General features: G+C 69.1%; 21 protein-coding genes. 15 read left to right on the top strand and 6 right to left on the bottom strand.

Annotated features, from left to right (window positions below):
• Positions 1-4: 4 nt before the first annotated feature.
• The 3 genes from D7Y04_RS29265 to clpX all read left to right on the top strand — a co-directional run bounded on the left by D7Y04_RS29265 (position 5) and on the right by clpX (position 3,103).
• Positions 5-922 carry an AgmX/PglI C-terminal domain-containing protein gene (locus D7Y04_RS29265; RefSeq protein WP_120598302.1) on the top strand — a complete coding sequence of 306 codons (918 nt, stop codon included), beginning with the start codon at positions 5-7 and terminating at the stop codon, positions 920-922.
• A gap of 27 nt (positions 923-949) precedes the next feature.
• Positions 950-1,603, top strand: a complete 654-nt coding sequence (locus D7Y04_RS29260) for a hypothetical protein (RefSeq protein WP_171809012.1) — start codon at positions 950-952, stop codon at positions 1,601-1,603.
• Between the two features lie 222 nt (positions 1,604-1,825).
• Positions 1,826-3,103, top strand: a complete 1,278-nt coding sequence (gene clpX, locus D7Y04_RS29255) for an ATP-dependent Clp protease ATP-binding subunit ClpX (RefSeq protein ID WP_120577682.1) — start codon at positions 1,826-1,828, stop codon at positions 3,101-3,103.
• An 87-nt stretch (positions 3,104-3,190) separates the two neighbouring features.
• On the opposite strand, the gene D7Y04_RS29250 is transcribed toward clpX, so the two are convergent.
• The gene (locus D7Y04_RS29250) at positions 3,191-4,711 is read right to left on the bottom strand and encodes an Hsp70 family protein (protein WP_120577683.1); all 1,521 of its coding nucleotides are present in this window, start codon (positions 4,709-4,711) and stop codon (positions 3,191-3,193) included.
• Between the two features lie 342 nt (positions 4,712-5,053).
• On the opposite strand from D7Y04_RS29250, the gene D7Y04_RS29245 reads away from it, so the two are divergent.
• From D7Y04_RS29245 to D7Y04_RS29220, 6 genes are all read left to right on the top strand, one after another.
• Positions 5,054-7,309 (top strand): PrkA family serine protein kinase, encoded by a 2,256-nt coding sequence (locus tag D7Y04_RS29245; protein WP_120598304.1) that lies wholly within the window; start codon positions 5,054-5,056, stop codon positions 7,307-7,309.
• Between the two features lie 149 nt (positions 7,310-7,458).
• Positions 7,459-8,349 (top strand): serine protease, encoded by an 891-nt coding sequence (locus D7Y04_RS29240; RefSeq protein WP_121761413.1) that lies wholly within the window; start codon positions 7,459-7,461, stop codon positions 8,347-8,349.
• Positions 8,350-8,432: 83 nt separating this feature from the next.
• Positions 8,433-8,891, top strand: a complete 459-nt coding sequence (locus D7Y04_RS29235; protein WP_121761412.1) for a cytidine/deoxycytidylate deaminase family protein — start codon at positions 8,433-8,435, stop codon at positions 8,889-8,891.
• Positions 8,892-9,146: 255 nt separating this feature from the next.
• Positions 9,147-9,809, top strand: coding sequence for a HAMP domain-containing histidine kinase (locus tag D7Y04_RS29230; protein ID WP_171813535.1), 663 nt, complete (start codon positions 9,147-9,149; stop codon positions 9,807-9,809).
• Positions 9,810-9,881: 72 nt separating this feature from the next.
• A complete protein-coding gene (nla6, locus tag D7Y04_RS29225) occupies positions 9,882-11,321 on the top strand; it encodes an enhancer binding protein Nla6 (RefSeq protein WP_120563019.1) in 1,440 nt (479 codons plus the stop codon).
• A 336-nt stretch (positions 11,322-11,657) separates the two neighbouring features.
• Positions 11,658-13,637 carry an ArsA family ATPase gene (locus D7Y04_RS29220; RefSeq protein ID WP_120577688.1) on the top strand — a complete coding sequence of 660 codons (1,980 nt, stop codon included), beginning with the start codon at positions 11,658-11,660 and terminating at the stop codon, positions 13,635-13,637.
• A 22-nt stretch (positions 13,638-13,659) separates the two neighbouring features.
• Here the strand turns inward: D7Y04_RS29220 and D7Y04_RS29215 are convergent, their stop codons facing one another.
• Together D7Y04_RS29215 and D7Y04_RS29210 are read right to left on the bottom strand one after the other, a co-directional pair.
• The gene (locus D7Y04_RS29215) at positions 13,660-14,127 is read right to left on the bottom strand and encodes a hypothetical protein (protein WP_121761410.1); all 468 of its coding nucleotides are present in this window, start codon (positions 14,125-14,127) and stop codon (positions 13,660-13,662) included.
• Between the two features lie 103 nt (positions 14,128-14,230).
• A complete protein-coding gene (locus D7Y04_RS29210) occupies positions 14,231-14,923 on the bottom strand; it encodes a tetratricopeptide repeat protein (RefSeq protein ID WP_120593843.1) in 693 nt (230 codons plus the stop codon).
• Positions 14,924-15,017: 94 nt separating this feature from the next.
• On the opposite strand from D7Y04_RS29210, the gene D7Y04_RS29205 reads away from it, so the two are divergent.
• The 3 genes from D7Y04_RS29205 to cmk are packed head-to-tail and all read left to right on the top strand — an operon-like array spanning position 15,018 to position 17,783.
• Positions 15,018-15,986 (top strand): acetyl-CoA carboxylase carboxyltransferase subunit alpha, encoded by a 969-nt coding sequence (locus D7Y04_RS29205; protein WP_120593844.1) that lies wholly within the window; start codon positions 15,018-15,020, stop codon positions 15,984-15,986.
• A 13-nt stretch (positions 15,987-15,999) separates the two neighbouring features.
• Positions 16,000-17,091 carry a histidinol-phosphate transaminase gene (gene hisC / locus D7Y04_RS29200; RefSeq protein ID WP_121761409.1) on the top strand — a complete coding sequence of 364 codons (1,092 nt, stop codon included), beginning with the start codon at positions 16,000-16,002 and terminating at the stop codon, positions 17,089-17,091.
• Entirely contained in the window at positions 17,088-17,783 is a 696-nt protein-coding gene (gene cmk, locus D7Y04_RS29195; RefSeq protein WP_120593846.1) for a (d)CMP kinase, read from the top strand. The genes hisC and cmk overlap by 4 nt, the downstream gene beginning before the upstream one ends.
• 261 nt (positions 17,784-18,044) lie before the next feature.
• On the opposite strand, the gene D7Y04_RS29190 is transcribed toward cmk, so the two are convergent.
• A complete protein-coding gene (locus tag D7Y04_RS29190; RefSeq protein ID WP_121761408.1) occupies positions 18,045-20,180 on the bottom strand; it encodes a transglycosylase SLT domain-containing protein in 2,136 nt (711 codons plus the stop codon).
• A gap of 313 nt (positions 20,181-20,493) precedes the next feature.
• Here D7Y04_RS29190 and D7Y04_RS29185 point away from each other — a divergent pair, with 313 nt between their 5' ends.
• Positions 20,494-20,727 (top strand): hypothetical protein, encoded by a 234-nt coding sequence (locus D7Y04_RS29185; RefSeq protein WP_120577695.1) that lies wholly within the window; start codon positions 20,494-20,496, stop codon positions 20,725-20,727.
• 117 nt (positions 20,728-20,844) lie between these two features.
• Here D7Y04_RS29185 and D7Y04_RS29180 read toward each other — a convergent pair whose 3' ends face one another.
• Together D7Y04_RS29180 and D7Y04_RS29175 are read right to left on the bottom strand one after the other, a co-directional pair.
• Complete coding sequence (locus D7Y04_RS29180; protein WP_199749749.1) at positions 20,845-22,455, bottom strand: CAP domain-containing protein; 1,611 nt, start codon at positions 22,453-22,455, stop codon at positions 20,845-20,847.
• Positions 22,452-22,751 (bottom strand): DciA family protein, encoded by a 300-nt coding sequence (locus tag D7Y04_RS29175; RefSeq protein WP_120577696.1) that lies wholly within the window; start codon positions 22,749-22,751, stop codon positions 22,452-22,454. Before D7Y04_RS29175 ends, D7Y04_RS29180 begins: the two co-directional genes overlap by 4 nt.
• Positions 22,752-22,946: 195 nt before the next feature.
• On the opposite strand from D7Y04_RS29175, the gene D7Y04_RS29170 reads away from it, so the two are divergent.
• Both D7Y04_RS29170 and D7Y04_RS29165 read left to right on the top strand, forming a co-directional pair.
• A complete protein-coding gene (locus D7Y04_RS29170; protein ID WP_147477215.1) occupies positions 22,947-25,538 on the top strand; it encodes a carboxypeptidase regulatory-like domain-containing protein in 2,592 nt (863 codons plus the stop codon).
• 94 nt (positions 25,539-25,632) lie between these two features.
• Positions 25,633-26,511, top strand: coding sequence for a GGDEF domain-containing protein (locus D7Y04_RS29165; protein ID WP_121761406.1), 879 nt, complete (start codon positions 25,633-25,635; stop codon positions 26,509-26,511).
• Positions 26,512-26,528 lie beyond the last annotated feature (17 nt).

Genomic DNA, 26,528 nt, shown 5'->3' with positions numbered 1-26,528 from the left:
GCGAATGCTGGCCGCTCAAGAACTCGCGATGGACAGTGATGGGCAGTGGCTTTTCCGACAGGGCGACCTGGTGCTGGGGCCCATCACCGCGTCCCAGGTGGTGGAAAAGCTCTACACGGGGGAACTGACCCCGGACAGCCAGGTGGCTCCGGCCGGTGAGCGGGAGTTCCGCAACCTCCGGGACACCGCCACCTTCCAGGTGCACATCGCGCGCTTCGAGGCGCAGGGCCGCGTCGCCCAGACGATGCTCGTGGAGCAGGCCCGCAACCAGAAGCGCGTGAAGCTGCTGGCCGGCGTCGCCGCGGGCGTGGCGCTCCTCCTGGGCGTCACTGGCTGGTACCTGGCGCGCAACGCCGCCGTGTACGGCCTGTTCGGCGCGACCGAGGAGGGCGACGGCATCACCATGGACCCGCCCACCATCCGACTGGCCCAGGCGCGCGGGGATGACGAGGACCTCTTCGCCTATCCGTCCAACGACCCTCGCCGCCCGGATCGCCCCGCGGGGCAGGGCACCGCGACCGGCAAGCCCGCGGGAAGTGGCGCCGTGGCCAGCGCCGCCGTCGCCGGCAACCGGCCGCCGCCTCGCACGGGCAGCGTCTCCACGGATCCGGACGGCCTGGAGATGGCCCAGCAGTTCGACCAGGGCGCCATCAACCGCGTCGTCGCGGGCAACCAGTCCAAGCTCTTCCGCTGCTTCAAGGAAGAGGCCGAGCGCACGCCCGGCCTGGCCGCGAAGATCCCCATGGAGTTCGTCATCGGGAACGACGGGCGCGTGAACAAGCTGTGGGTGGACAACCCCCAGTTCAAGCAGGGCCCACTCTTCGAGTGCCTCTTCGCCGAGCTGAAGAAGTGGCCCTTCAAGGCCTACGACGGCGAGCGCGCCACCGTGGGACTTTCGTTCAATATCGGCAAGCGAGGGTAGGGCGACTTTCTTGCCCACCCTCCGGACGTGCCCGATACAACAGGCATGTCCGCCTCTGTCGCCGAAGTCGAAATTGCCAAGAAGGCCATGAGCGTCCCCCCGGGGACGTTCCGCCACACCGTCCTGCTCGCCGCCAAGCGCTTCAAGTCCACCTGGGCGGAGCTGGGCAAGCTGCTCGTCCAGGTCCGGGACGAAGCGAAGTACGAGGAGTGGGGCCACGCCTCCTTCGAGGCCTACTGCCTCAAGGAGCTGCACATCAAGAAGCAGACGGCGCTCAAGCTCACGCGCTCGTTCAGCTTCCTGGCCAAGCACGAAGCCCCGGAAGAGCTCACGCAGCACGAGTTCCCGGAGAAGGCCCCCGCCTTCGAGGTGGTGGAAGTCCTGGCCGACGCTGAAGAGCGGGGCCAGCTGTCTCCCACGGAATACAAGTCGCTGCGCGACAGCATCTGGAGCCCGGAGAAGTCCCCCACGGAGCTCAAGAAGGAGTTCGCCGAGCGCTTCCCCCGGCCCCCGCCGGAGCCGCCCCCGGAGAGCCTCCAGGTACGGAAACTGGCGCAGCTGGCGCGAAAGCTCGCCTCCGAGCTGGCGGGAAGCCGTCGAGTCCCCAACGCTGTCGCCGAGCGGGCGGCCTCCCTGGCGGACGATGTCGAAGAACTCGCGTCGAGCGTGACGGACGCCTGAGTCGCTGTTATCCAAGACCGACCCGTTGACCTGGGCTGAACGCTCCGAAGGAAAGGGCGCTTCCGCCGGGCTTCCTGCCCGAAGGGGAGGGCCCTATAGTGGGTTCAGGGCCTGTAGGTGGGCTTGAAGCCGTCGAAAGACGTGGGCGGCTTCGCGGGGTGATGGAGTGCGGTGGTCGGTGGAGAAGGTCCCGAACCGGGACCGGCGAACTCGGAGGCGGCAGTGAAGAAGGAGCACCACGTCAACCTGTCCTGCTCGTTCTGCGGAAAGTCGCAGCGCGAGGTCCGGAAGCTCATTGCCGGACCCACGGTCTACATCTGCGACGAGTGCATCAAGCTGTGTAACGACATCATCGCGGACGAGAACGAACGCGAGGAAGGCAAGCCGCAGGTCAGCCTGCCCACGCCGCTGGAGATCAAGGCGTTCCTCGACGACTACGTCATCGGCCAGGACCAGGCGAAGAAGGTCCTCTCGGTCGCGGTGTACAACCACTACAAGCGCATCTATCAGAAGAAGCCGACTGCCCGGCCGCGCCCTGGGGTGAAGGCCCCTGGCGGCGAGGACGTGGAGCTGCAGAAGAGCAACATCCTGCTCATCGGCCCCACTGGCTCCGGCAAGACGCTGCTCGCGCAGTCCCTGGCGCGCTTCCTCAACGTCCCCTTCACCATCGCGGATGCCACCAGCCTCACCGAGGCCGGCTACGTGGGTGAGGACGTCGAGAACATCATCCAGAACCTCCTCCACAACGCCGACTATGACGTGGAGAAGGCCGCGCGCGGCATCGTCTACATCGACGAGATCGACAAGATCGCGCGCAAGGGCGACATGCCCAGCGCCACCCGTGACGTGGGCGGCGAGGGCGTGCAGCAGGCCCTGCTGAAGATCATCGAAGGCACCCGCGCCAACGTCACTCCGCGCGGTGGCAAGAAGTACAACCAGCAGGAGTACGTCCAGGTCGACACGACCAACATCCTCTTCATCTGCGGCGGTGCCTTCCACGGCATCGACGGCGTGATCAAGCGCCGCGTGGGTGAGAAGGGCCTGGGCTTCGGCGCGAAGATCACCCACAAGGAAGAGCGCAGCGTGGGTGAGCTGCTGGCGATGACCGAGCCGGAAGACCTGATGAAGTTCGGAATGATTCCGGAGTTCATCGGCCGTCTGCCGATGATCGCGACGCTCAACGACCTGAAAGAGGATGACCTCGTCACCATCCTCACGATCCCGAAGAACGCCCTGGTGAAGCAGTACCAGAAGATGTTCGAGATCGAGAAGGTGAAGCTCACCTTCACCAAGGAAGCGCTGCGCGCCATCGCTCGCGAGGCGATGCGCCGTCACTCCGGAGCGCGTGGCCTGCGCGCCATCATGGAGGACGCCATGCTGGAGATCATGTACGACGTGCCGTTCCGCGAGGGCGTCAAGGAGTGCAAGATCACCGAACAGGTGATCACCAAGCACGAGCCTCCGCAGATCGTCATGGAGAAGGAAAAGAAGACCGCCTGAGGTTTCCCCCAGACGGTCGGTGGTTCCATCCGGCGCCCCTCGCCTCATGCAGGCAGGGGCGCCGTGGTGTTTCTGGCGCCAGGTGCTTCAGTTCTGCGTGACGCGCACCGTGGTCTTCATCTCGCGGCCGGTGGCGGGGTCCTTCGCGCGCATGGTGAGGATGCCCTCCACGCTCACGTCGAAGATGATCTCCACGTTCACCGTGCCGGCCTTGGCGGGCATGATCCCGGAGAAGGTGAACTCGCCCAGCAAGTCATTGCGCGCCACCGTGTCGTGGTCGCCCTGGTAGATGCGCATCGCCAGCTCGGTCTGGTTGTCGATGCTCGTCGTGGCCAGCAGCTGCTTGGCGTTGGGGATGGACGCGTTGCGCGGGAAGACGACGTGGAAGCCGCCGTCGCCGCGCTCCAGGCCAATGGCCATGGGAATCACGTCCAACAGCTGGATGCGCAGGTTGGTGTTGTCCTCGAGCGAGTGCGCGTAGAGCGCAGCGCCAATGGCAACTGCCTCGTCCGGGTGCACGCCCTTGCTGGGGGGCTTGCCGAAGAACTTGGTGAGCCGGTCCTGCACGACGGGCATGCGCGTCTGGCCGCCCACCAGCATCACTTCGTCAATGTCCTTGGTGGACAGGCCCGAGTCCACCAGCACGCGCGCCACCATCTGCAGGGTGCGGTCCACCAGCTGGTTCGTCAGCTGCTCCAGCATCTTGCGCGTGAACTTCATCTCGATGTTCAGCGGCTGGCCCTGCGCCGTCATCGTGATGAAGGGGATGTTGAAGGGCACTTCCTCGCGCGCGGACAAATCAATCTTCGTGCGCTCGGCCAGGTCCTTGATGCGCTGCATGGCCACCGGATCCGTGGCCAGGTCGATGCCCGTCTTGGCCGCGAAGTCCTTGAGGACGTGGTGGATGATGGCGTTGTCGAAGTCGATGCCGCCCAGGAACACGTCGCCGCCGGTGGCCTTCACCTCGAAGACGCGGTCGCGGATTTCGATGATGGAGACGTCGAAGGTGCCGCCGCCCAGGTCGTAGATGACGACCTTCTCCTTCAACGTCTTGCCCACGCCGTAGGCGAGCGCCGCCGCGGTGGGCTCGTTGATGATGCGCACCACCTCCAGATCGATCAGCTTGCCGGCGTCCTTCACGGACTGGCGCTGCCGGTCGTTGAAGTACGCGGGCACCGTCACCACCGCGCGCTTGATGGGCGTCTTCAGGTAGTTGGCGGCGACGTCGCGGATCTTCCCCAGGATCTTGGCGCTGATCTCCTGGAGCGTGAATTCCTTCTTGCCGACGTCCAGGGTGACGTCGTTCTTGGCACCGGCGCGCATGTTGTACGCGACGGCCTTCTTCATCGTGCCGACGACGTCGCTGCTGAAGTTGACGCCGACCAGGCGCTTGGAGCCGTAGACGGTGTTGCGCGGGTTGAGCTGCCACTGGCGCTTCGCCTCGAAGCCGATGAGCTCGTTGCCCTTGTCGTCGATGGCGAAGATGGAGGGGATGGTGTACTCGCCGCCCTTGTAGGGGATGAGCTTGACGTTCCCGCTGTCCTCGACGATCGCCGCGCACGAGTTCGTCGTGCCGAGGTCGATGCCGATGATGGGCTCCTTGTGCATCGCGTGTGGGCTCCGGGTGAGGCGTTGCGGCGGATGGGGTGTGGCTTGCCGGGACCGTATCTCACCCGTCCCGGGTCCGCGAATCGCGAACCATCCGTCATCCGACGGACGTCCTCAAACTTCCAGCGCGCCTGGACCTTCCACCCCCGGGCTGCCCGCCTGGCCGGGTGGGACACGGCCGGCGTCCAAGCGCGCGACCCCGAACACACCGCCCGCGAGGGCAGGGCGGGTCGCTTTACATCCCTAGGGCCGGGAACGAAGGTCAGCCCCAGGGGTTCACATGCGACGGCGAAGCGCCGTGGCTACATCCGAGAGACCACCCATCCACAGAGGGGAGCCGCCGTGGAAGCGAAGGGCTATCTGCAGGAGGTGGGCGCACAGGTCAGCGCCGACTTCGTCAAGAACCGGTCCATCCTGTCCTTCGAGGAGTACCTGTCGCTCTTCTTCACGGACCCGAAGGGCCAGTCGCGCAACGCGGCGCAGTACCTGCGGGACGTGATGGACCACTACGGCACGGAGATGGTGCCACACCCCACCGGCACCATCCGGCGCTTCAAGGTCTTCGACGTCCCGTCCGCTGAACATGACGGCCGCGTCGCCGGGCAGGAGGAGGTGCAGAACGCCCTCTACCGCATCCTGGGCAACTTCGTGCGCGCCGGCCGCATCAACAAGCTCATCATGCTGCACGGCCCCAACGGCAGCGCGAAGTCCAGCCTGGTCAACGCGCTGAAGCAGGGCATGGAGGACTACTCCCGCCAGCCGCAAGGCGCCCTCTACCGCATCGCGTGGGTGTTCCCGTCGGAGAAGCTGATCAAGGGCTCCATCGGCTTCGGCGAGCGAGCGGGCGCGAAGACCGCCGAGGGTGAGCTCACCACGTACGCCCACCTGGACGCGGAGGCCCTGGACCTGCGCATGCCCTGTGAGCTGCGCGACCATCCGCTGTTCGCGGTGCCCCCCACGGAGCGCAAGGCGCTGCTGGAGGGTGCGCTCAAGAAGAAGGGGCTGGGCAACGGTGACGGGTCGACGGGGGATTTCATCCTGTCCGACTACGTGCGCGACGGCGAGCTGTGCGCCAAGTGCCGCCGCATCTACACGGCGCTGCTCAACTCCTACGGTGGGGACTACCTCAAGGTCCTGCGCCACGTACAGGTGGAGCGCTTCTACGTGTCGCGCCGCTACCAGGTGGGTACGGTGACGGTGGAGCCGCAGATGAGCGTGGACGCCGCCGCGCAGCAGATCTCCGCGGACCGCACCCAGCTCAACATGCCGGCCGCGCTGCACAGCACGGTGCTCTTCGAGCCGCACGGTCCGCTGGTGCACGCCAACCGCGGCCTCATCGAGTACGCGGACCTGCTCAAGCGCCCGCTGGAGGCCTTCAAGTACCTGCTGGGCTTCAGTGAAACGGGCGAGGTGCCCCTGGAGCCCTTCGTGCTCCAGTTGGACGAGGTGCTCATCGCGTCCTCCAACGAGAAGCACCTGAACGCGTTCAAGGAGCTGCCGGACTTCGCGTCGTTCAAGGGCCGCATCGAGCTGGTGCGCGTGCCGTACCTGCGCCGCTACAAGGTCGAGCAGGAGATCTACGACGCGCAGATCACCGCGACGTCCGTGGGCAAGCACGTGGCGCCGCACGCCACGGAGGTGGCCGCGATGTGGGCGGTGCTCACGCGCCTGAAGAAGCCCATCCCGGACCGCTACCCGGCCAACGTGAAGCCGCTGGTGGAGCAGGTGGCCCCAGTGGAGAAGCTTCACCTGTACCAGGAGGCGGGAGTGCCCGCGCGGCTGTCCTCCGCGAACACCAAGGAGCTGCTCAAGCTGCGCGAGGAGATGTACGAGGAGTCCGACGCGTACCCCAACTACGAGGGGCGCTCCGGCGCGAGCGCGCGCGAAATCAAGACGGCCCTCTTCAACGCCGCGCAGAACCCCGACTACAAGTGCCTTCACGCGCTGGCGGTGCTGGAGGAGTTGCACGCGCTCTGCAAGGACAAGAGCGTCTACGAGTTCCTCCTCCAGGAGGTGATGGACGGCTACCACGACCACGAAACCTTCGTGCGCGTGGTGGAGGGCACGTACCTGGACCGCGTGGACTCGGAGGTGCGCGACTCCATGGGCCTGGTGTCGGAAGGCCAGTACCGCGAGCTGGTGGAGCGCTACATCCAGAGCGTCAGCCACTGGGTGCGCGGGGAGAAGATGCGCAACCGCGTGACGGGCGAATCGGAGAAGCCGGACGAGGCGCGCATGGCGGAGGTGGAGGCCATCGTAATGCCGCAGGGCGAGGCCCCCGCGGACTTCCGCCGCGGGCTGATTGCAAGCATTGGCGCGCACCGGCTGGACAACCCGGACGGCGCCATGGACTACCCGCGCATCTTCCCGGACATGTTCAAGCGCCTGCGCGACCACTACTTCGAGGAGCGCAAGCGTGTGCTGCGCAAGAACAAGGAGAACGTCCTCAAGTACCTCTCCGAGGACCGCAACCAGCTCTCCTCGCGCGAGCAGACTCAGGTGCAGGACACGCTGAAGACGATGGCGGAGCGCTACGGCTACTGCGAGTTCTGCGCGAAGGACGCCATCCTGTTCCTGATGCGTCAGCGCTACACCTGACGGGTGGCGGAGGGCAGGCATCCAGGAAGCCGATGCCTGCTCGTCTGCTTCCCAATCCGGGCCAGGGCTCGGGATGATGCGGCTTCGCACCGAGTTGCGCGTGTGTCGTCGTCTTTTCGTCCCTCCTCATCCTTGCGCCTGGAGTGTTGATGAACCGGTTGCTGTTGGGCACCCCCCTCCTGTGGGCCCTCGTGTCGTGCGCCAGTGCCCCGTCGCAGTCCTCCGAGGACACTCCGGTCGCGGCGCACACGCAGGCTCCGCTCCGGGTGGAGCGGGCGCTGTCCCGGCCCGAGCCCGCGCCGCAGCCCACGCGCAAGGCGATGGTGCGGCGCATCCTCCCGCTCAACGTGCGGCTGGTGACGACGGAGGACGGCAAGGTGCGCCGCTCGGCGTCGGGCGTCGTCATTGGCACGGAGGCTGGTGATGCCGGGCCCGTCAGCTACGTCCTCACCAACGCGCACGCGGTGGAGCAGGGTGACCTGAAAGAGCCTGTGCTCAAGGTCGTGTTGGACCGGCGCGCGGAGACGCACGAGTACCTGGCGGAGGTGGTGGCCACGGGTCAGGTGCCGGACGTGGATCTGGCGCTGCTGCGCGTGACGGGCGTGACGTGGCCCGTGGCGGAGCTGGCCGCGGACGACGAACCGGAGCCGGGCGAGGACGTGGTGGTGGCGGCGTCCCCGTACGGCCGCGCGCTGTCCATCTCCGGCGGCATGGTGTCCCAGGTGGAGTGGGACAAGGAGACGAAGCACCCGCGCATGCTGAAGACGGACGCGCCCATCGGTTACGGGGCCTCTGGCGGTGGCATCTTCAGCATCGAGACGGGGCGGCTCTTGGCCATCGTGGAGGGCTACCGCACCGCGAAGGTGGACTTCGAGGTCGCCTCCCAGAACTTCAGCTTCGACGTGCCCATGCCCGGCGAGACGTTCGCCGCGCCCAGCGCCAAGGTGCGCGGCTTCCTCCAGGCGAAAGGCTTCGGCCGGCTCTTGGAGCGCTCCGCGGACGCGGAGGGTGCGGGGCCCCAGAAGACGGCGAGTCGCTGATCCAACAGCCCTGGACCGAGAAATTGGTGCGGGCCTGATCCAGCGATAGAGCTGCGGGCTCTTTCGCTGGAGGGTTCACGCGCATGTCCGCTCGGGGCAATTGGGATCAGTACTTCATGGACATCGCCCAGCAGGTGGCCACGCGCGCCACCTGCGACCGCAAGCACGTGGGCGCGGTGCTGGTGAGGGACAAGACCATCCTGTCCACCGGCTACAACGGCGCCATCCGCGGCTTGCCCCACTGCGATGAAGTGGGCCACATGATGGAGAACGGCCACTGCGTGGCCACCGTCCACGCGGAGGCCAACGCCATCATCCAGGCCGCCAAGAACGGCGTCGGAATCGACGGGGCGACCATCTACACGACCGCCAGCCCGTGCTGGCCGTGCTTCAAGCTGATCGCCAACAGCGGCTGCACCCGCATCGTCTTTGGCGAGTTCTACCGGGACCCGCGCATCTTCGAGTACGCCGCCCGGCTGGGCCTCCAGCTCGTGGGCGTGGGCGCCGCTGCCCAGCCGCCTTCGCCCGTCACCGGCACCTGAGGGCGGACGCGCTGTCCGGGGGTGGACAACCCCTGGACACGCTGATCGCCCGGGATGGGGTTCCCGTTCGTTGAATGACACTTGTGAGTGCTCCTAAGTGGCTGTTCCGACACGGGAATTTTAGAACTCCGGCAAGAATTACCGACCCAGGGTTGACGATCCCTGGGGTGCTCCCTAAATCCTGGCTCGGTAGGGCGGCGGCGGGGGTGGGGCGACGGAAATTCCTAGGAGTTCCAGGTGGTTAACTCATCTCTCATGGCTATCAGTGTGCCTTCTGTCCAGGAAGTGTCGGACCCGGTGGTGGGCGCGGCCCGCTACGACGCGGTTCCGCCCTTGATGGACAGCCTGCTGCACGACGTGCGCAACCCGCTCAACGCGCTCGCCATCCATCTCGAGGTGCTCTCCGAGAAGCTCAAGGGCGAGTCCGGCCAGGTGCCGGCCACCCAGGAGAAGAACCTCAAGGCGATGCGCGAGCAGATCGCCCGCGTGGACGGCCTGCTCAAGCTCTTCTCGGACTTCATCGTGTTTCGCGGAGCGGGCCCTTCCGGGGACGCGCCGCTGTCGGACGCCACCGGCAAGGCCCTGGACGTGCTGGGCCATGAAAGCCGCCGGCGCCGCCTTCAGGTCCAGCGCGACATCGAGCCGGACGTGCTGGCGCACCTGGAGGACACCACCGAGCTGGGCTTCTTCCTGGTGCAGGTGCTGATGCGCGCCTTCCATCGCGCGGAGTCCGGCTCCACGGTGGTCGTCTCCGTCCGCGCGGAAGGGCCGAACGCGGTGCTGGAGGTGGCGGACGGCTCCTCGGCGCCCGAGCTGGCGTCGGACACCGTGGCCGCGCTGACGCTCCGCGCGGCCCAGCTGGGCATCGAGTTCTTCGTGGAGGCGGGAACGTGCCGCCTCGTGTTCCCGCGCGCCTGAGGTTTCCCCCTTCGGGCGCGGTCGGTCTTCCATCAGGTTTCATCACGCTTCATCGCAGTGGAGGTTTTCACCTTGGGCAGCGCACGAATCCTGGCCGTGGATGACGAACGTGAGACCTGCGAGGCCCTGGCGGAGATGCTGTCCGCCTGGGGTCACAAGGTCGAGACCGCGTTCGACGGGCATGACGCCCTCCGCAAGGCCGGTGAGTTCCGGCCCGACGTCGTCCTGTCGGACCTCGCCATGCCGGAGACGGATGGCCTGTGGCTCTTGCGAAACCTGCGCGAGGAGCTGCCGGACTGCCCGGTCGTGTTCCTCACTGGCCGCGGCACCATCGACACCGCCGTGGAGTCCATCCGCGAGGGCGCCTACGACTTCATCGTGAAGCCGCTGGACACGGCGCGGCTCAAGGTCTGCATCGACCGCGCGCTGGAGAAGAAGGAGACCATGCGCGAGGTGCAGACGCTCCGGCGCCGCCTCAAGCAGCTGGGCTCCACGGACCTCATCGCCGGCTCCACCGGGATGCGCAAGGTCATCGAGATGATGGAGAAGGTGGCCCCCTCCAAGGCCAGCGTCTCCATCAGCGGCGAGTCCGGCACGGGCAAGGAAGTGGTCGCCCGCACGGTGCACAACCTGTCCCTGCGCCGCGACAAGCCCTTCATCGCCATCAACTGCGCGTCCATCCCCGCGACGCTGATCGAGTCCGAGCTCTTCGGCCACGAGCGCGGCGCCTTCACCGGCGCGGATCAGCGCCGCCCGGGCGTGTTCGAGATGGCCCACGGCGGCACGCTCTTCCTGGACGAATTGGGTGAAATCCCCATCGACCTGCAGGCCAAGCTGCTGCGCGTGCTGGAAGAGGGCCGCCTGCGCCGTCTGGGTGGCAAGGTGGAGATCGAAGTGGACGTGCGCGTGCTGTCCGCCACGAACCGCGACCTGAAGCAGGAGATCAAGAACCAGCGCTTCCGCGAGGATCTCTACTTCCGCCTCAACGTGTTCCAGCTGCACCTGCCGCCCCTGCGCGAGCGCCGGGACGACGTGCCCATCCTGGTCCAGCACTTCGTGGACAAGTTCCGCGGGGATTCCGCCAAGCGCGTCTCCGGCGTGCACCCGGAAGCGATGGAGGTGCTCAAGAACTACGACTGGCCGGGCAACATCCGCGAGCTGCGCAACGCCGTGGAGCGCGCCGTCATCCTCTGCGACGGGGAGCTGATCACCCGCGAGCACCTGCCGCCCGACATGGCCGGCAAGAGCCCGGAGCGCCACACGTTCAAGCTGCCGTTCGGCCTGAGCCTGGACGCCGTGGAGCGCGAGTACATCCTGGGCAGCCTCCAGCGGAACGGGAACAACAAGGCCCGCACGGCGGAGGTGCTGGGGGTGAGCGAGAAGACGCTCTACAACAAGCTCAACCGCTACGCGGCGGAGAACCGTGCCCAGGGCACCCCGGGTGGCGGCAGTCCCCTGGGTGGACAGGGCAACGACGGCCCCATGAGCGCCAGCAGCTTCCTGACCCGCTGATCCGTGCCCCGTCCCCCGGCTCGGCGACCTGCGGCCGCCCACCGCTGACCTGATGGGTAGGCAAGAAGGCCCGGATTCCGGGCCCTTGGCAGGGCTCCTGGAGAGCGCGCACGGGGCCTCCCCAAGCCGGCTTAAGCGGGCGGGGGAGGTCTCGAAAACCCCTGTCAATTCTTGACTTTTCCCCCCTGGACGGGGGATCCTCCGCACCTCTCCCACCCGTTGGTGAGGGCCCGGCCGGGACGTTTCATTTCGGGCCACGTCCGCCCCCCATGGTGCGGTCGTCCGACGTGAGTCATTGGGGTGCCGCCGGGGGGGCACAAGGAAGGCCACAACGCAATGAGCGACGCGAGAGTACTTCACTTCTTCGGCGGCAAGGGCGGGGTCGGCAAGACCACGCTTGCGGCAGCGTACGCGGTGAGGCTCTCCGAAGAAGTGCCCAAGCACCGGGTGCTGGTCGTCTCGTTGGATCCGGTCCAGTCCCTGTCGGACCTCGTGAAGAAGAAGCTGCCGGCGAAGCCCACCAAGCTCCAGGCGGGCAAGGGCGAAGGCGGCCTCTTCGGCGCGGAGCTGAACCCGCCCGCACTGCTCAAGCCGTTCCTGGCGGAGTACCTGCCGGCGCTGGCGAAGGCGGCGGTGAAGGGCACGCACCTATCGGACGAGGAGATGGGCAAGCTCTACCAGCAGGCGGTGCCTGGGCTGGAGGAGCTGGTGGCCCTCTTCCACGTGGTGGAGCTGCTGGAGTCCGGCGACTACGATCGCATCGTGGTGGACACGGCGCCGACCAGCCACACGCTGCGCCTGTTCGACATGCCTGCGCAGCTGCGCAAGTTCCTGGGCTTCGTGAAGGCGGGCCAGGACCGCGCCGCCCCGGCCCCCAGCGGCAAGGGCAAGAAGGCGGCCGCCGCCGCGGCGGAGGCGACTCCCGCCGGCTTCCTGGATCAGGTGGGCCAGAAGGCGGAGAAGCTGCTGGCGCTGCTGAAGGACCCCGCGCGCACGGCCTTCCACCTGGTGGCGCTCGCTGAGCCGGTGCCGGAAGCGCAGACCCGCATGTACTTCACCCAGCTGCGCGAGCGCGGTCTGCCGGTGACGGAGGTGGTGGTCAACCAGGTGGAGGACCACGAGGGCTGTCCGGCGTGTCAGGGCCGCCGTGGCCTGCAGGCCCCCCACGTGCGCAAGTACCAGGCGCTGGACAAGACCGTGCCCGTGAACCTGCTGGGCCGCCGCGAGGTGGCGCCCCGGGGGCTGGACGGGCTGAAGGAGTTCGCCAAGGAGTGGGCGGCGGGCAAGGAGACCAAGGCGCTGGAGTTCAGCGCGGCGGAAGGGCCTCCGGCGCTGGTGCGCGCCCCGTCCATGCCTCCCATCGCGGCGCCTCCGCTGCCGCCCACGCGGCTCATCTTCTTCGTGGGGCAGGGCGGGGTGGGCAAGTCCTCCTGCGCGGCCGCCGCGGCGGTGACGCTGACGGAGAAGGAGGGGCCGGTGCTCCTCATCTCCACGGATCCCGCGCACTCGCTGTCGGACGTGCTGCAGAGCCGCCTGACGGACACCGAGACGCAGGTGAAGGGCACCAAGGGCCTGTACGCGCGCGAGCTGGACATGGCGGGTTGGTTCAATGCCCTGCGCAAGCGGCTGAAGGAGAAGGCGGAGAAGGCCTTCGAGGGCGCGCCCAAGGCGGGCAACGACGTGCCGGCGGACCTGCTCTACCTGCGCAACCTGCTGGAGTGCGCGCCCCCGGGCATCGACGAGCTGGCGGCCATGTCCGTGCTGACGGACGCGCTGGTGCAGGAGCGCTTCAAGCGCATCGTGGTGGACTCGTCGCCGCAGGTGACGAACGTGCGCGTGGTGGAGCTGGCGGACACGGCGAAGACGTGGCTGGGCGCGCTGCACGGCATCCTCAACAAGCACCGCGCCAAGGGCCTGGGCGAGCTGGCGGATGACCTGGCGGCGATGCTCAAGCACGTGAAGCGCTTCGAGGACGCGCTGGCGTCCCCCAGCGAGTCGCGCTTCGTGGTCGTCACGCGCGGCGAGGACCTGGCGTCGACCCGCACGGAGCGGCTGGTGGAGTACCTCAAGGAGCGCAAGCTCCAGGTGGAGCGGGTGCTCGTCAACCGCGTGGGCCCCAAGTCCACCTGCGAGAAGTGCGAGAACCGCCGCAAGCTGGAGCTGAACGCGGCCAAGGCCATGGAGAAGAAGATTGGCCTGCCCGTGACGATGGCGCCCGCGCTGGGCCGTCACCCCGCGGGGCTTCGCGAGCTGAAGGCGTTCCGCACCGCCTGGTACGCGCTGTCCGCGCCGCCGGCGAAGATCAAGGCGGCCTGAGCATTGGCCGCGCCGGGCTCCTTTAGCGGGGGCCCGGCAGGAGCAGGGACAGCGGCAGCCGGTGGGGATTCGCCCGGCGCGCCTGGCCCAGCAGGTCCACGGCGGTCGCTTCCAGTGAGCGCACCGTCCGGGCCGCCGGCACCTGAAGGTGCTGATGGAGCACCCAGCCCGGACCCAGGAGCATCAGCGCCACCGCTGGCACGATGCACAGGGTCACCACCACGCTGGCGCCGCCCACCGTGCCCAGGACTCGCAGCACCGGCGACGCCTGGATGCGAGGGCGCTGCAGGGCCGCGAGGATGCGCGCGAAGAGGGCGCCGCCCACGAGTCCCAGCACTGCGGCCAGTCCCCAGCTCAGTCCACCCATCGGCGTGCCGAGCACCGGCTCCAGCAACTGGGGCGCCGAGGCTCCCAGTACGAAGGCGAGGACGAAGGGCGCGACCGCGACGATGGCGACCAGCCCCCAGTGTCTGGCGTTGAGTCTGTGCACGGCTTCCCCCTCGGCTACAGGAGGAAGGTGCTCACCGGCAGGCAGGCGCGCCAGGGCGGTGTCCCCTGGACGCGGGTAGGCGTGCACGGGACATCACTTCAGCTCAGGCGTCGCACTCCGACGGGCTGTCGGTGAAGCCGCCCAGGGGCTCCGGGAAGGTGAGGGCGCCCGTCTCGCTGAGGGTGCCGGTCACGGGCGCGGCCTTGGGGAGCTTCACCTCCACCGTGCGGCCCTTGACGGTGTACGTGCCCGGGGTCCGGGACTCGCGGGGCGTGCCGGAGTCGTCCACGTCCCGCTTCCACAGCTCCACGCGGCCGCCGTCCTGGAACTTCAGGGCACGGACGGTGCCGTAGACGCCCACGCCGGGGCCGTACCAGGACACCGCCCGCAGGAGGGCCGGCACGTCGGCCTCCTTCTGGGGCGTGCGGCCCAGCAGCTTCTGCCAGCCGAGTGTGTCCCGGATGACGTCCAGGTCCCGGTCCTCCTTCGCCCGCTGGAGGCGGCGCGCGTCCAGGCGCACGGCGGTGGCCAGCTTCTCCACGATGACGTCGCGGTGGGCGCTGTACTCGCACACCTTGCCCTGCTTGCGCAGGAGGCCCAGGGTGGCCGCGGCGTTGTAGTGGGCCAGGGCGTAGTCCGGGGTGGCCTGGGCAGCGGCCTGGAACTTCTCCAGGGCCTCTGGATAACGGCCGGACTGGTACAGCCGGAACCCCTGCGTGTTGAGGGCCCGGCCGGAAGGAGGCGCGGCCGGAGCGGCGGACAGCGTCAGGGCCAGCAGGGAGAGGGCGAGGACCATGTGGCTCCAGACGGGCGGACCTCCTGGACATTCCAGGGGGGTGCGTAACCGCTTGCGCGTTGAAAGGCCTGAACCCTGGTGCTAGTTCGGCGCCATGGCAACCGGCATTGGCTACGCGCTCGACTTCGAGCGCCCGCTCATCGAGCTGGAAAAGAAGATCGAGGAGCTGAAGGTCCTCTCCACCAGCGGCACCGTGGATTTCTCCTCCGAAATCTCCAAGCTGGAGAAGAAGGCGAAGAAGCTCCAGACGGAGATCTTCAGCGACCTGACCCGCTGGCAGGTGGTGCAGCTGTCGCGCCACAGCGCGCGCCCGTACTTCCTGGACTACGTCCACTACCTCTTCACGGACTTCTTCGAGATGTGCGGCGACCGGCACTTCGGCGAGGACCCGTCCATCGTCGGTGGCTTCGCGCGCTTCGATGGCAAGACGGTGATGCTCATCGGCCACCAGAAGGGGCGCAACACCAAGGAGAACATGGCGCGCAACTTCGGCATGCCGCGCCCGGAGGGCTACCGCAAGGCGCGCCGGCTGATGGAGCTGGCCGAGCGGATGGAGAAGCCCATCCTGACCTTCGTGGACACGCCGGGCGCGTACCCGGGCATCGGTGCGGAGGAGCGCGGCCAGGCGGAGGCCATCGCCATGAACCTGGAGGTCATGAGCCGGCTGCGCGTGCCCATCATCTCCACCGTGGTGGGCGAGGGCGGCTCCGGCGGCGCGCTGGCCATTGGCGTGGGCAACCGAGTGCTGATGTTCCAGAACAGCGTCTACTCCGTCATCTCCCCGGAGGGCTGCGCCTCCATCCTCTTCCGCGACGCGACCAAGGCGGACAAGGCCGCGGATGCGATGCGCCCCACGGCGCCGGACCTGCTGGAGATGAAGATCATCGACGAAGTGATTCCGGAGCCTCCGGGCGGCGCGCACCGCGACCCGGCCAAGGCGGCGGAAGCGCTGGGCAAGACGCTGCGCAAGCACCTGGGCCAGCTGGCGGAGCTGAAGCCGGACGCGCTGGTGCGCGACCGCTACGACAAGTTCCGCGCACTCGGCATGTACTCCGGCAAGTAGAGGTTCACACTTCATGCGACCGCTCGTTCCTCCCTACGTCGAGACGCTCAAGGCCTACGTTCCGGGCAAGCCCATCGAGGAGACCGAGCGGGAGTACGGCCTCAAAGGCGTCATCAAGCTGGCCTCCAACGAGAACCCGCTGGGCCCGTCGCCCCGCGCGGTGGAGGCCATGCGCAACGCCGCCGCGCAGGTGCACCTGTACCCGGACGCCACCAGCTTCCACCTGGTGCGCAAGCTGGCCGCGCACCTGGGCGTGAAGCCGGAGGAAGTGGTGCTGGGCAGCGGCTCCAACGAGCTCATCGAGCTGTTGATGCGCACGTTCACGACGCCCGAGGAGGAGATCCTCCTGTGCAAGGGCTCGTTCCCTGCGTACCGCATCTCCGCGCAGGCGCACGGCCGTGCGTTCGTGGAGGTGCCCATGCGCGAGGGCTTCCGCTACGACCTGGAGGCCATGGCCCGCGCCGTCACGCCGCGCACGCGCATGGTGTTCCTGGCCAACCCGGACAACCCCACGGGCACCACGTTCGGGCGCAAGGACCTGGAGAAGTTCCTGGCGGCGGTGCCGAAGGACGTGCTCGTCGTCCACGACGAGGCCTATGCGGAGTTCGTGGACTGGCCCGACTACGCGAGCGCCGTGGAGTTGTTCCACGCGCACCCGAACCTGGTGGGGCTGCGCACCTTCAGCAAGATCCACGGGCTGGCCGGCATCCGGTTGGGCAGCGCGGTGATGGACGCGAAGCTCGCGGGCTACGTGCACCGCACGCGCATGCCGTTCAACCTGACGACGGTGGCGCAGGCGGCGGGCATGGCGGCGCTGGAGGACACGGAGCACGTGAAGCACACGCGCGAGAACAACCGCGTGGGCCTGCGCTTCTACGGAAAAGAGCTGCCGAAGCTGGGGCTCACGCTGACGGACAGCCACGCGAACTTCGTCTTCGTGGACTGCCACCGTCCGTCCGCCGAGGTGTACGAGCAGCTCTTGCGCCGGGGCATCATCGTGCGGCCCATGGCGGGCAACGGCCACCCGAACTGCCTGCGCATCTCCGTGGGTTCTCCGGAGGAGAATGCCCGGTGCGTGGCCGCGCTGAAGGAGGTCCTGTCATGAGCACGCGTCCGTTCATCGTCGCCATCGACGGGCCGGCCGGAGCGGGCAAGTCCTCCGTGTCCAAGCTGCTCGCGCGGAGGCTGGAGTTCGCGCTGGTCGACACCGGCGCCATCTATCGCTGCGTGGCGTTGATGGCCTCGCGCGAGGGCATCGCGTTCGACGACGACGCGAAGCTGGGCGAGCTGCTCGGGCGCGTGCGCATCCACTTCCACGTGGTGGGCGAGGAGAACCACGTCTTCCTGGGCGGCAAGGACGTGTCGTCGGAGATCCGCACGCCCCCCATCTCCATGGGCGCGTCGCAGGTGTCCGGGCGGCCAGTGGTGCGCGCGGGGCTGCTGGCGCTCCAGCGGCGGCTGGCCCTGGAGGCATCATCGGGCGCCATCCTGGAGGGCCGGGACATTGGCACGGTGGTGTTCCCGGACGCGGACGTGAAGTTCTTCCTCCAGGCGAACCCGGAAGTGCGCGCGCGCCGCCGCTTCGAGGAGCTGTTCCAGAAGGGCGTGGACAGCAGCCTGGAGGGCGTCCTCCAGGACCAGACGCGCCGCGACGCCGCGGACTCCGGTCGTGAGGTGGCGCCCCTGAAGCCCGCCGCGGACGCGGTGCACGTCGACTCCAGCAGCATGCCGCTGTCGGAGGTGGTGCAGTCGCTGGAGCTCGAAATCGAGCGCCGCCGGGCCTCGCGCGGCACCTGACGTCCGTCCGCTCCACGTCCGTCGGACAGCAGTCCGCCCGGGCTGGAGCGTCAGCACCGCCGGGCCTTGCGCGGCGCCTGACGTCCGCACGCTCCACGTCCGTCGGAAAGCAGTCCGCCCGGGTCGGAGCGTCCGCGCCGCCGGGCCTCGCGCGGCAACTGACGTCCGTACCCTCCGCATCCGTCGGAATGCAGTCCACCCAAGTCGGAGCGTCCGCGCCACCCGTGTTGGCGCGGCGCCTGTGCCGTCACCGGCCTCCCGTCAGAAGCTGACGCCGTCCGTGCTGGGAGCGGGCACCGTCAAGGCCAGTCGGGCCTGGGTGCCGTCCTTCTCGTAGAAGCGGTGGTAGAGGTACAGGTCCGCCACCACCTGCTTTACGTAGCCGCGCGTCTCCCGGTACGGGATGGACTCCACGAACAGGTCCAGGGGCAGGGTGCCGCGCTCCTGCGTCCAGCGCACCGCCGCCTTGGGGCCCGCGTTGTAGGCCGCCGCCGCGAGGGCAGGGTGCGCGAAGCGCTTCATCAGCTGCGCCAGGTACCACGCGCCGTAGCGGATGTTGCGCTCCGGGGCGAACAGGTCCGCCGGCGCGGGCGCGGGCTCCGCCATCTTCTGCGCGATCTCCGTCGCCGTGGGCGGGATGATCTGCATCAGGCCGCGCGCGTCCGCCGCGCTCATGACCTCCGGGCGGAAGGCGCTCTCGCGCCGCATGATGGCCCACACGAGGAACGGATCCAGCGCCTGCCGCGTGGCCTCCGTCTCCACCGCCTGGGCGAATGCTCGCGGGTAGAACGCGGCCAGCGCGTCCGGTGCCTTCGCCCCGAAGGCCCGGCCCCACAGGTAGCGCGCCGCCACGACGTGCGCGTGGCCGAACTCGCCCAGCTGCAAGAGCGCGTGCGCGAACGGCAGCGCCTGGTCGGCGCCGCGCAGGCCCGACACGCGCGACTGAACCTCGTCCGCCGCGTCGCGGAACAGGCCCGCGCGAGTCAGCGCCACCGCCAACTCCAGCTCCGGAGGGCGGGGCAGGGTGAGCTGCTTCGGAGGCTGCGGGAAGGCCGCGGGCGGCGTGCGTCCCAGCTCACGCAGCCGCTCCGTGGCGAGCAGCGCGTAGAACGAAGCGGGCGCCGCGCTGATGACGGCTTCATACGCGGGCCCCAACGTCGCCGGCTTGCCGCCGCCCAGCTCCTCCGTGCGCGCCTGCCAGTAGCGCGCCTGCGGCGCCATGCTCGTCTTCGGATAGGCCGTCACCAGGTCGTCCAGCGCCTGACGCGCCTTCGCGTACTGCTCCAGCCGGATGTGCGAGAGGGCGCGGAACCACATCGCCTCATCGCGGCGGCGCGAGCCCTTGTAGCGCTTCTCGTAGTCCTCGAAGGACTTCGCTGCGTCCTCGAAGCGGCCGCCCTGCAAATCCAACCACGCGGCGAAGAACGCGCCTTCCTCACCGGCCGCTTGAGAGGGATAGGCCTTGTCCAGCGCCGCCATCAGCTTGCGCGCCTTCTCGTTGTCGTCCGACTTCAGCGCCCGGCGCGCCACCACCAGCGCGGCCTCCGCGGCGATGGCCGGCGGCCCCTTGCGCGCCACCGCGAGTGCCTTCTCCGCCTCCTCGCGCTTGCCTCGCGCGAAGAGCACCTGCGCGCGCAGGAGCGCCACCTGTGCCTGGGCGGGCGCGCCCTTCACCAGCCCCAGCTTCTCCGCCCTCAGGAGCTCGTCCTCGGCCCGAGACGCCGCGCCGTCGGAGAGGAAGCCCCGGGCTCGCTGGAGGTGCTCGGGCAGGGTGAGCTTTACCGCGGGCTTCAGCGTGGCCAGCTGCTCCAGCGCCTCGTCTGCGTAGGGGTGGGTGGGGAAGCGCAGCGCCACCGTCTTCAGGTCCGCCCGCAGGCCCGCCGCGTTGCCGGTGGCCGCGCGCGTCAGGGCGCGCTGGAAGAGCAGCTCCGGGGTGGGCTGCGCCGCCGCCGCGGACTCCAGCACCGGGGACGCGTCCTTGGGACGGTGTGCGTCCAGGAGCGACTCACCCAGGCGGGCGCGGGCACGCACGGCGAGGGCCGGGGAGGCCTTCTCCAGGGCCCTCTCGAAGTCCTTCGCCGCGCCGTTGGGGTCGCCCGCGTAGAAGCGCGCCTGGCCCAGGTAGAAGGCGTGGAAGGCCTCCAGGGGCGCGGGCGGCTTGTGGCGGGTGAGCAGGTCTCGCGCCTGAACGGCGTCCCCGTCCGAAAGTACTAGAGTCCCGGCGAGCAGGCCCAGGCGGCCCGCGTCCGGGCACTTCGCCTGCTCACACGCGGAGAGCTCCGCTTGGGCGAGCGCCGCCGCGTCGGACCGGTGCAGGCGGACGGCCTCCAGTGTCGCCGGGGACTGCCCCAGCGCCACCCCCGTCACCCAACCCGCCACCCAGCCGGTCCAACTCATGTGGTTCTTCCTTTCACTTCGCGGCCTTGCGGCTTCGGAACGAGAGGTTTGCAGTCGACATTCCCCACCAGGTGGGCGGGGGTCGGTTTGACAGTCGGCCCGACAAGTCCTAGATCCCGCGCCCACGGGCTGGTCCCGCGGGGTTGTCGGCCCGTTGCGCTATCCGGAGGGAATCCTTACGTTGCGCCGCCGTTGAGCGCTACTCCGGACCGCCGTCGTGTCAGGAAGACCTGTCGTCGCAGGAAGACCTGTCGTCGGTAGCACTGCTCGTACACAGACCTCGGGGGGGGAAACAGCTCATAGGGGAGGCTCCATGAAGCCGTGTCCATCCGATCTGCAGCAGACCATCAATCCCGAAGCCGGCCCGAAGCGGGCAGGCGTCGAGACGCATCGCAACCTGAACTGCAACCACTACGACAACTGCCTCGATGAGGCCGTCCGTCGCGGCTGGCAGTCGTTCACGTGCATGAAGTGCCCGATGTACGCCAACCTCGCGCCTCCGCAGATGGGGCTCGAGGCGTACGCCACGCAGCGCCGTCCTGTCTAACCGGGACGTCTGACATGGGGCCCATTCCACCGGGCCCGCGCGAGCTCGCACCCGGTCACGCCCGAAGCCCGGTCGTGGCCGGCGTCCGCGTCGACGTTCCCTTCCGAAGCCAGTGCTTCAGGGGACCGCGGCGTAGATGACGGCCACCCAGTACTGGCCCTGGCCGAAGCGCTTGGAGTCACCCCGCACCAGTCCCACACCCACCCGGGTGTAGGTGGCCGTGGCCAGGCTGCGTGACTCCGGCACGGCGCCTGGGTCTCCCACGACGAAGAAGTCCACCGAAGCGGTGCCCGCGTCCGGCAGCGCGGAGAACACTCGCTCGTGCAGCGGGGACGGGTCGCCGTCTCCCGCGGTGGGCTCGTCCTGCGCCTGCGCACGGCGGGCGTGGTCGCGCGCCAGCCGCTCCAGCGCCTCGCTGCGCACCAGGGGCGGCAGCTTGAGCGTGGCGCGGTGCCGGGACAACGCGTCGTAGACATCCGACACCGGGTCCACCGGGAGCGCCGCGCCGAGCGAGGCCGCGGTGAAGACCTCCGTGACGATGGCCTGGTCGCGGCCGTCCACCTTCTGGAAGGCCACGCCCACGCCCATGAAGCGGAACGCGGGGTCCATCAGGTTCTTGCGGTGGCCGGGGCTGTGCTCGATGCCGAAGTGCGCCGCGAGCGGACCCGCCGCCAGCCCCAGGTTCTCTCCGGCGCGCACGTAGCGCGCGCCCTCCGGGAGGCGGCGGGTGAGCGTGGAGCCGTCCGGTGCGATGTGCGCGAAGAAGCCCTCCGTCGCCATGCGCGTGCTGTAGCTCAGCGACACGTCCTCCAGCGTGGGATCCGGTGTGAGCTCCGGCAGTTGGTGTGCGCGGCGCAGGGTGTTGATGCGCTCGTAGAGGGCGGTGCGGGCCTCGGCCAGCGTGGTGGGTTCGAGCAGGGACTCCGGATTGCCGGGATCGGAACGGGGCCCCACCTGCACGAGGAACAGCGACGTCACCTCCGGCCCCGCGTTCGCCTGGCCCACCACCTCCACGGTGTATCTGCCGGGGGCCTCGAAGCCCACCAGGGCGCAGAAGCCATTCGTGCCGGATGGGGCGCGGCTCAGGGCCACGGCATCCACCTCGCCATCCGGCCGGGTGACGAAGACCTGCGGGCTCAGCAGCGGCGGCACGAGCCGGCCGCACACGCGCTTCTCAATCCCGGCCTTGGCGATGAAGCGGGGGAAGGGGAGCACCTCCGCCTTGCGGTCCGCGACGAGCAGCACCAGCGCGGCGCGCTCGTCCAGGAAGGCCACGCCCACGCCGAAATGGCTCACGCGCTCGTCGTTGAAGTCCGTGCGGGCGAGGAACGTCTCGATGGCGTGCGAGTGCACCCAGGCGCGGATGACCAGCACCTTCGGGGACGGATCCGCGGCGCCCGATTCGCTGACCGCCGCCGTCAACGTGAGCAGGTCCGGGGCGCCGGTGGTGAACTTGCTCAGGGCCTCGCGCGCGAGCCTCCGGGCCGCGGCCTCCAGTGCCTTGTCGTTCGTGGGGGCGCGGCGGCCCACGCGTTCGAATTCGCGCTGCACGTGCAGCCGGGCCCGGGCCTCCTGGGCCCGGGGCGTCTCCTCCGAGACACGGGGCGGACTGTCCTGTCCCTCCTGGGCGGGAACGGACACGGAGGCCACCGCCGGGGATGGCGGCGCGGCGGATGCGGGGAGGACGGCGGCGCCCGCGAGAAGCAGTCCCAGGAGCGCACGCTTCATCGCGACTCCAACTGGAAGACGAGCGTCTTCACGGTGCCAGCGCCCAGCTTCTCGTTGAACCGCTCACGCAGGGAGTCGGCCTGGCGGGAGAGGACCTGGGCCCACTCGGCGCTCTCCACGGTGATGATCAGCGTGCTTCCGTCCAACTGGTGAGGACGGCTGTGGCGCGCGATGTTCTCTCCCACCGCGGCGGTCCAGAGCGGCATCAGCGACGACGCGCGGCCTGACTCTCCCGCCAGGCGTGCCAGCACCCGGGGCAGCAGGCTCTCCAAGGTCTTCGGTTCAGCGCGTGCCATCGTCGGTCCGATTCTGGAACCCCTGGCGACGGAAGCCAACCGACACTTGCCTGCCCGCCCGTCTGATTTTCCCAGGACCCCGGTTCCGCCCCGGTTCCAGGCTTCCAGCGAAAGCGGTTCAGGTGCCATCGCCGGTCGCGTCGCGGCCCTTCCCCCTGTAAGGTCGGGGCAAGGCCGGTCCCCCTCGGAGTTCCCATGAGTTCCATCCCCCATCCGGTCCGGTCCCCCGGCCTCGTGTTCGTATGCCTGCTGGCGTGCGCCATGGGCTGCGCGATGTCCGACATGGAGGCGCCGTTCATCCACGGCGGCTGGGCGGACACGTTCTGCACGGTGGATCAGGACTGCGGGGATCCGGCGCTGTTCTTCTGCAACACCGCCCTGTCGCGCTGTGAGCCCTCGTGCCGGACGGACCTCGACTGTTCGGTGAAGCGCCGCGGGGAGGTGAACGCCATCGCCGCCTGTGAGTCGCAGGCGCTGGGCTGCCGCTGTGACGCCAGCCGCTGCGTCCCAGCTCTCTGCACCGGAGACAGTGACTGCGAGGACGGGGAGCTGTGCCGCGATGGCGCCTGTAGGCCGCCCCCGCCGTCGTCCACCGTAGCGGCTTGCCGCGTGGTGCCCGAGCGCATCATCGCGCCCGTGGGCACGACCCTGCGCTTCGAAGCCTGGATGTCCGATGTCACGGGCCAGCCCTTCGTCCCTCGAAACGGGCTCGCCTGGTCCTCCATTTCGGCGCGCGTGAAGGGCGGGGGCACGGGCTCCGGGGCCACGTTCACGCTGGAGTCGGCGGGCGTGGAGGTGGAGGCGGTGGAGGCTCGGCTGGGCAACGTCACGTGCCGTGCGCGCGTCACCGTGCTGCCCCCGCATACGGCCTCGGGGCAGGTGCGGGTGGTGGTGACGGACGCGCTCACGGGCTACCCCGTGGAAGGGGCCTCGGTGGTGGTGGCGGATGCGCTGGGCGGCGCGACGGCGCGCGAGTCCACGGATGCGCTGGGCGTGGCCGTACTGGTGGCCCGGAGCGATTCGACGGTGTCCGTCTTCCACCCGGACTTCGGCTACCTCACCGTGGCGAACTACGACATGACCGGCACGCGGGACCTGCGGTTGCCATTGCGCCGCAACCCGGCGGACCGCGTGGGCGGAGTGCGCGCCCGGTTCACCCACCTGGCGCCCGTGGGCGTGGGCGGCGCGCTGTCCCTGGGTATGGCGGGGCTGTCCGTGCCGGGCCTCCTGTCCGAGTCTGCCTCCGCCCAGGTGCAGGGGCCCGACCGGGATGTGGACCTCACGCTCCGCGGGGTGACGCGCCAGTTCCAGATGCCCGCCAGCGTCTGGGTGAACGGGCTCGGCGTCCTGCCACCGGAGTCCGTGGAGGTGCCGGGCATCTCCGGGGTGTGCGACACGGCCCTCGCGGACGGAACGGATCCGGAGACGGCCACGCGCTCGGGGACCTGTGGCACTCGCACCGCCTGGGCCCTCACCGCGCAGGTGCCGTCCGGCGAGCTTCCGGCGGGGATGATGGATCCGGGCGCGGATCCGCTGCTGCTTCTGGCGCGCGTGCTGCCGCAGTCCGGGCGGTTCTCCTCCGCCGTCCAGCGCGACGTGCGCTTCCCCCTCTATGCGCCAATCGAGGGGAAGATTCCTCCCAGCGGGCCGCTCACGTCGCTGGACTTCCAGCAGGTGCCGCTGGCCTTCCCGTTCGTGGTGCGAGTCCCGCCGCTTCCGCGCTTCCGTGACAGCTACCTGTCGCGCGCGATGGTGGTGGGCTCGGTGACCGCGCCCGGACAGGGCACGGTGCCTCTGGGCCTGGGCGCCGCCGTCAACGCCAACCCGGTGGATCCGAACACGGACACGCAGCCCTTGTTGTCCTCTCCGGGCCTCGTGCGCGTGCGCATGGCGCCGGCCCATCACGGCCTGGAGGGACAGGCGTACCGGCTGGTCGCGGTCGCGTCGTCGGGAGCGCTGGGCGGTGAGGAGCCCGTGGGCCTCGCCACCAGCGCGGTGATGACCCCGCTGGATGCGCCCCACTTCGATCCAGAGGGCACGACGCCGGTGACGCTCGCGGACGCGTTCCTCGGCATCCCGGAGGGCGCCCACTACAACCCGGACGCATCTCCGTGGCACGGCCTGCTACCGCGCGAGTGGCGCATGGACACCTCCTTGCTGGGTGCGACGATCGTGCGCGCGACCTTCACCAACGCGGCCGGTCGGCGCTGGACGGTCTGGGCGGACAGCCGCCGCTCGGTGACTGGCGTGCGCCTGCCGCTGCCTCCCTCGGGCCTGGAGGACCGCACCTTCCAGGGCGACACGGAGGGTTCGCGCGCATCGCTGTCGGTGGAGGCGTTGAACGTGGCCATGTCCGACGGCCGTTCGATGAACCTCTCCACGCTGGCGGAGTCTGGGGGCATGGCGCCCGAGCTGCTCGCCTCGTCGGTGCGCGCCGCGTCCACGCTGAATTATGGCCGGCCCCAGGTGACGTGGCTGGCGCCTGCTGAAGGCGCGTCGCTGGCTCGCGGCGCCACCGTGCGCGTGCGGGTGGACGGCTTCCAGGTGGGGACGGACGCAGGCAATGGCGACGAGGGCGGGGTGCTGCTCACCGTTCGTGATGGCGGCCCGGCATGCGACCTCTCGGTGGTGATCGGCGACATGGCCACGCGGTCGGGCGAGGTGGCGCTCTCCCTTCCCTCCGCCTGCTCCGGGATGGAGATCACACTGGTGGCGTCGCTGGTGGACGGGCTCGGGTTGCCGCTGCGGCCCGCCGTCAGCGCCGCGCGCACGGTGCGGGTGCCCTGACGTGCTGGGGTGTCAGTGCGTCTGCGACCTGGCGGGGCACTCGTTCCGGCCGTGAATTCGCTTTCGCGAATTGCGCGGTGATACGTTTGGCTTCATGGGCCAGAAGGAGACGGTCGTCACCGTCATCTCGAAGATCTCCGAGCGCCCCGTCAACCTGGACGCGGCGCTGGTGGTCATCTACGGCCTGGACCTGGGGCGTAAGTACGACCTGGCGCGCGAGGAGACGCTGATTGGCCGGTCGTCCAAGGCGGACGTCCAGATTGATCAGGAAGCGGTGAGCCGCAACCACGCGCGCATCACCAACACCACCAAGGGCGTGCGCATCGAGGACCTGGGGTCCACCAACGGCACGTTCGTCAATGACGACGTCGCGTCGTCGGCGCGATCGCTGCAGAACGGCGACCTGGTGAAGATTGGCCGCACCATCTTCAAGTTCATCGCGGGCGGCAACATCGAGGCGGCGTACCACGACGAGATCTACCGGCTGACCACCATGGACGGCCTCACGCAGATCTACAACCGCCGCTACTTCGACGAGCAGCTGGACCGCGAAATCTCCCGCAGCCGCCGCTACGAGCGCACGCTGTCGCTGGTGATGTTCGACCTGGATCATTTCAAGGACGTGAACGACACGTACGGGCACCTGGCCGGGGACTCGGTGCTCAAGCAGCTGGCGTCCACGGTGCGCACGCGCATCCGGCGCGAGGACGTCTTCGCTCGCTACGGCGGTGAGGAGTTCGCGCTGCTCCTGCCGGAGATCAACCTGGCCGGCGCCCGTCAGCTCGCGGAGAAGGTGCGCAAGCTGGTGGAGCGGCAGCGCTTCGAGTTCGACAAGCAGGTCATCCCCGTCACGCTGTCGATGGGCGTGGCCGCGCTGGAGCCGCACCACCGCGAGCCCGCGGAGATGGTGCGCACGGCGGACGAGCACCTCTTCGCCGCGAAGAGCCAGGGGCGCAACCGCATCTGCGGCTGACGCCCCCGGGTGTCTCG

The sequence above is a fragment of the Corallococcus sp. AB038B genome (assembly GCF_003668955.1).
Taxonomy (GTDB): domain Bacteria; phylum Myxococcota; class Myxococcia; order Myxococcales; family Myxococcaceae; genus Corallococcus; species Corallococcus exiguus.
Note: the sequence above shows the minus strand (reverse complement) of the source record. Positions and strands in the feature narration are given on the sequence as shown.

Bases quoted from the DNA above. Each gene is read 5' to 3' on its own strand.
- D7Y04_RS29220 (WP_120577688.1), top strand. From the start codon at position 11,658: ATGAGCGACGCGAGAGTACTTCACTTCTTCGGCGGCAAGGGCGGGGTC.
- D7Y04_RS29230 (WP_171813535.1), top strand. From the start codon at position 9,147: ATGGCTATCAGTGTGCCTTCTGTCCAGGAAGTGTCGGACCCGGTGGTG.
- D7Y04_RS29265 (WP_120598302.1), top strand. From the start codon at position 5: ATGCTGGCCGCTCAAGAACTCGCGATGGACAGTGATGGGCAGTGGCTT.
- D7Y04_RS29190 (WP_121761408.1), bottom strand. From the start codon at position 20,180: ATGAGTTGGACCGGCTGGGTGGCGGGTTGGGTGACGGGGGTGGCGCTG.
- D7Y04_RS29250 (WP_120577683.1), bottom strand. From the start codon at position 4,711: ATGCACAAGGAGCCCATCATCGGCATCGACCTCGGCACGACGAACTCG.
- D7Y04_RS29185 (WP_120577695.1), top strand. From the start codon at position 20,494: ATGAAGCCGTGTCCATCCGATCTGCAGCAGACCATCAATCCCGAAGCC.
- D7Y04_RS29180 (WP_199749749.1), bottom strand. From the start codon at position 22,455: ATGAAGCGTGCGCTCCTGGGACTGCTTCTCGCGGGCGCCGCCGTCCTC.
- D7Y04_RS29235 (WP_121761412.1), top strand. From the start codon at position 8,433: ATGTCCGCTCGGGGCAATTGGGATCAGTACTTCATGGACATCGCCCAG.
- D7Y04_RS29165 (WP_121761406.1), top strand. From the start codon at position 25,633: ATGGGCCAGAAGGAGACGGTCGTCACCGTCATCTCGAAGATCTCCGAG.
- D7Y04_RS29170 (WP_147477215.1), top strand. From the start codon at position 22,947: ATGAGTTCCATCCCCCATCCGGTCCGGTCCCCCGGCCTCGTGTTCGTA.
- hisC (WP_121761409.1), top strand. From the start codon at position 16,000: ATGCGACCGCTCGTTCCTCCCTACGTCGAGACGCTCAAGGCCTACGTT.
- D7Y04_RS29240 (WP_121761413.1), top strand. From the start codon at position 7,459: ATGAACCGGTTGCTGTTGGGCACCCCCCTCCTGTGGGCCCTCGTGTCG.
- D7Y04_RS29210 (WP_120593843.1), bottom strand. From the start codon at position 14,923: ATGGTCCTCGCCCTCTCCCTGCTGGCCCTGACGCTGTCCGCCGCTCCG.
- D7Y04_RS29205 (WP_120593844.1), top strand. From the start codon at position 15,018: ATGGCAACCGGCATTGGCTACGCGCTCGACTTCGAGCGCCCGCTCATC.
- D7Y04_RS29175 (WP_120577696.1), bottom strand. From the start codon at position 22,751: ATGGCACGCGCTGAACCGAAGACCTTGGAGAGCCTGCTGCCCCGGGTG.
- cmk (WP_120593846.1), top strand. From the start codon at position 17,088: ATGAGCACGCGTCCGTTCATCGTCGCCATCGACGGGCCGGCCGGAGCG.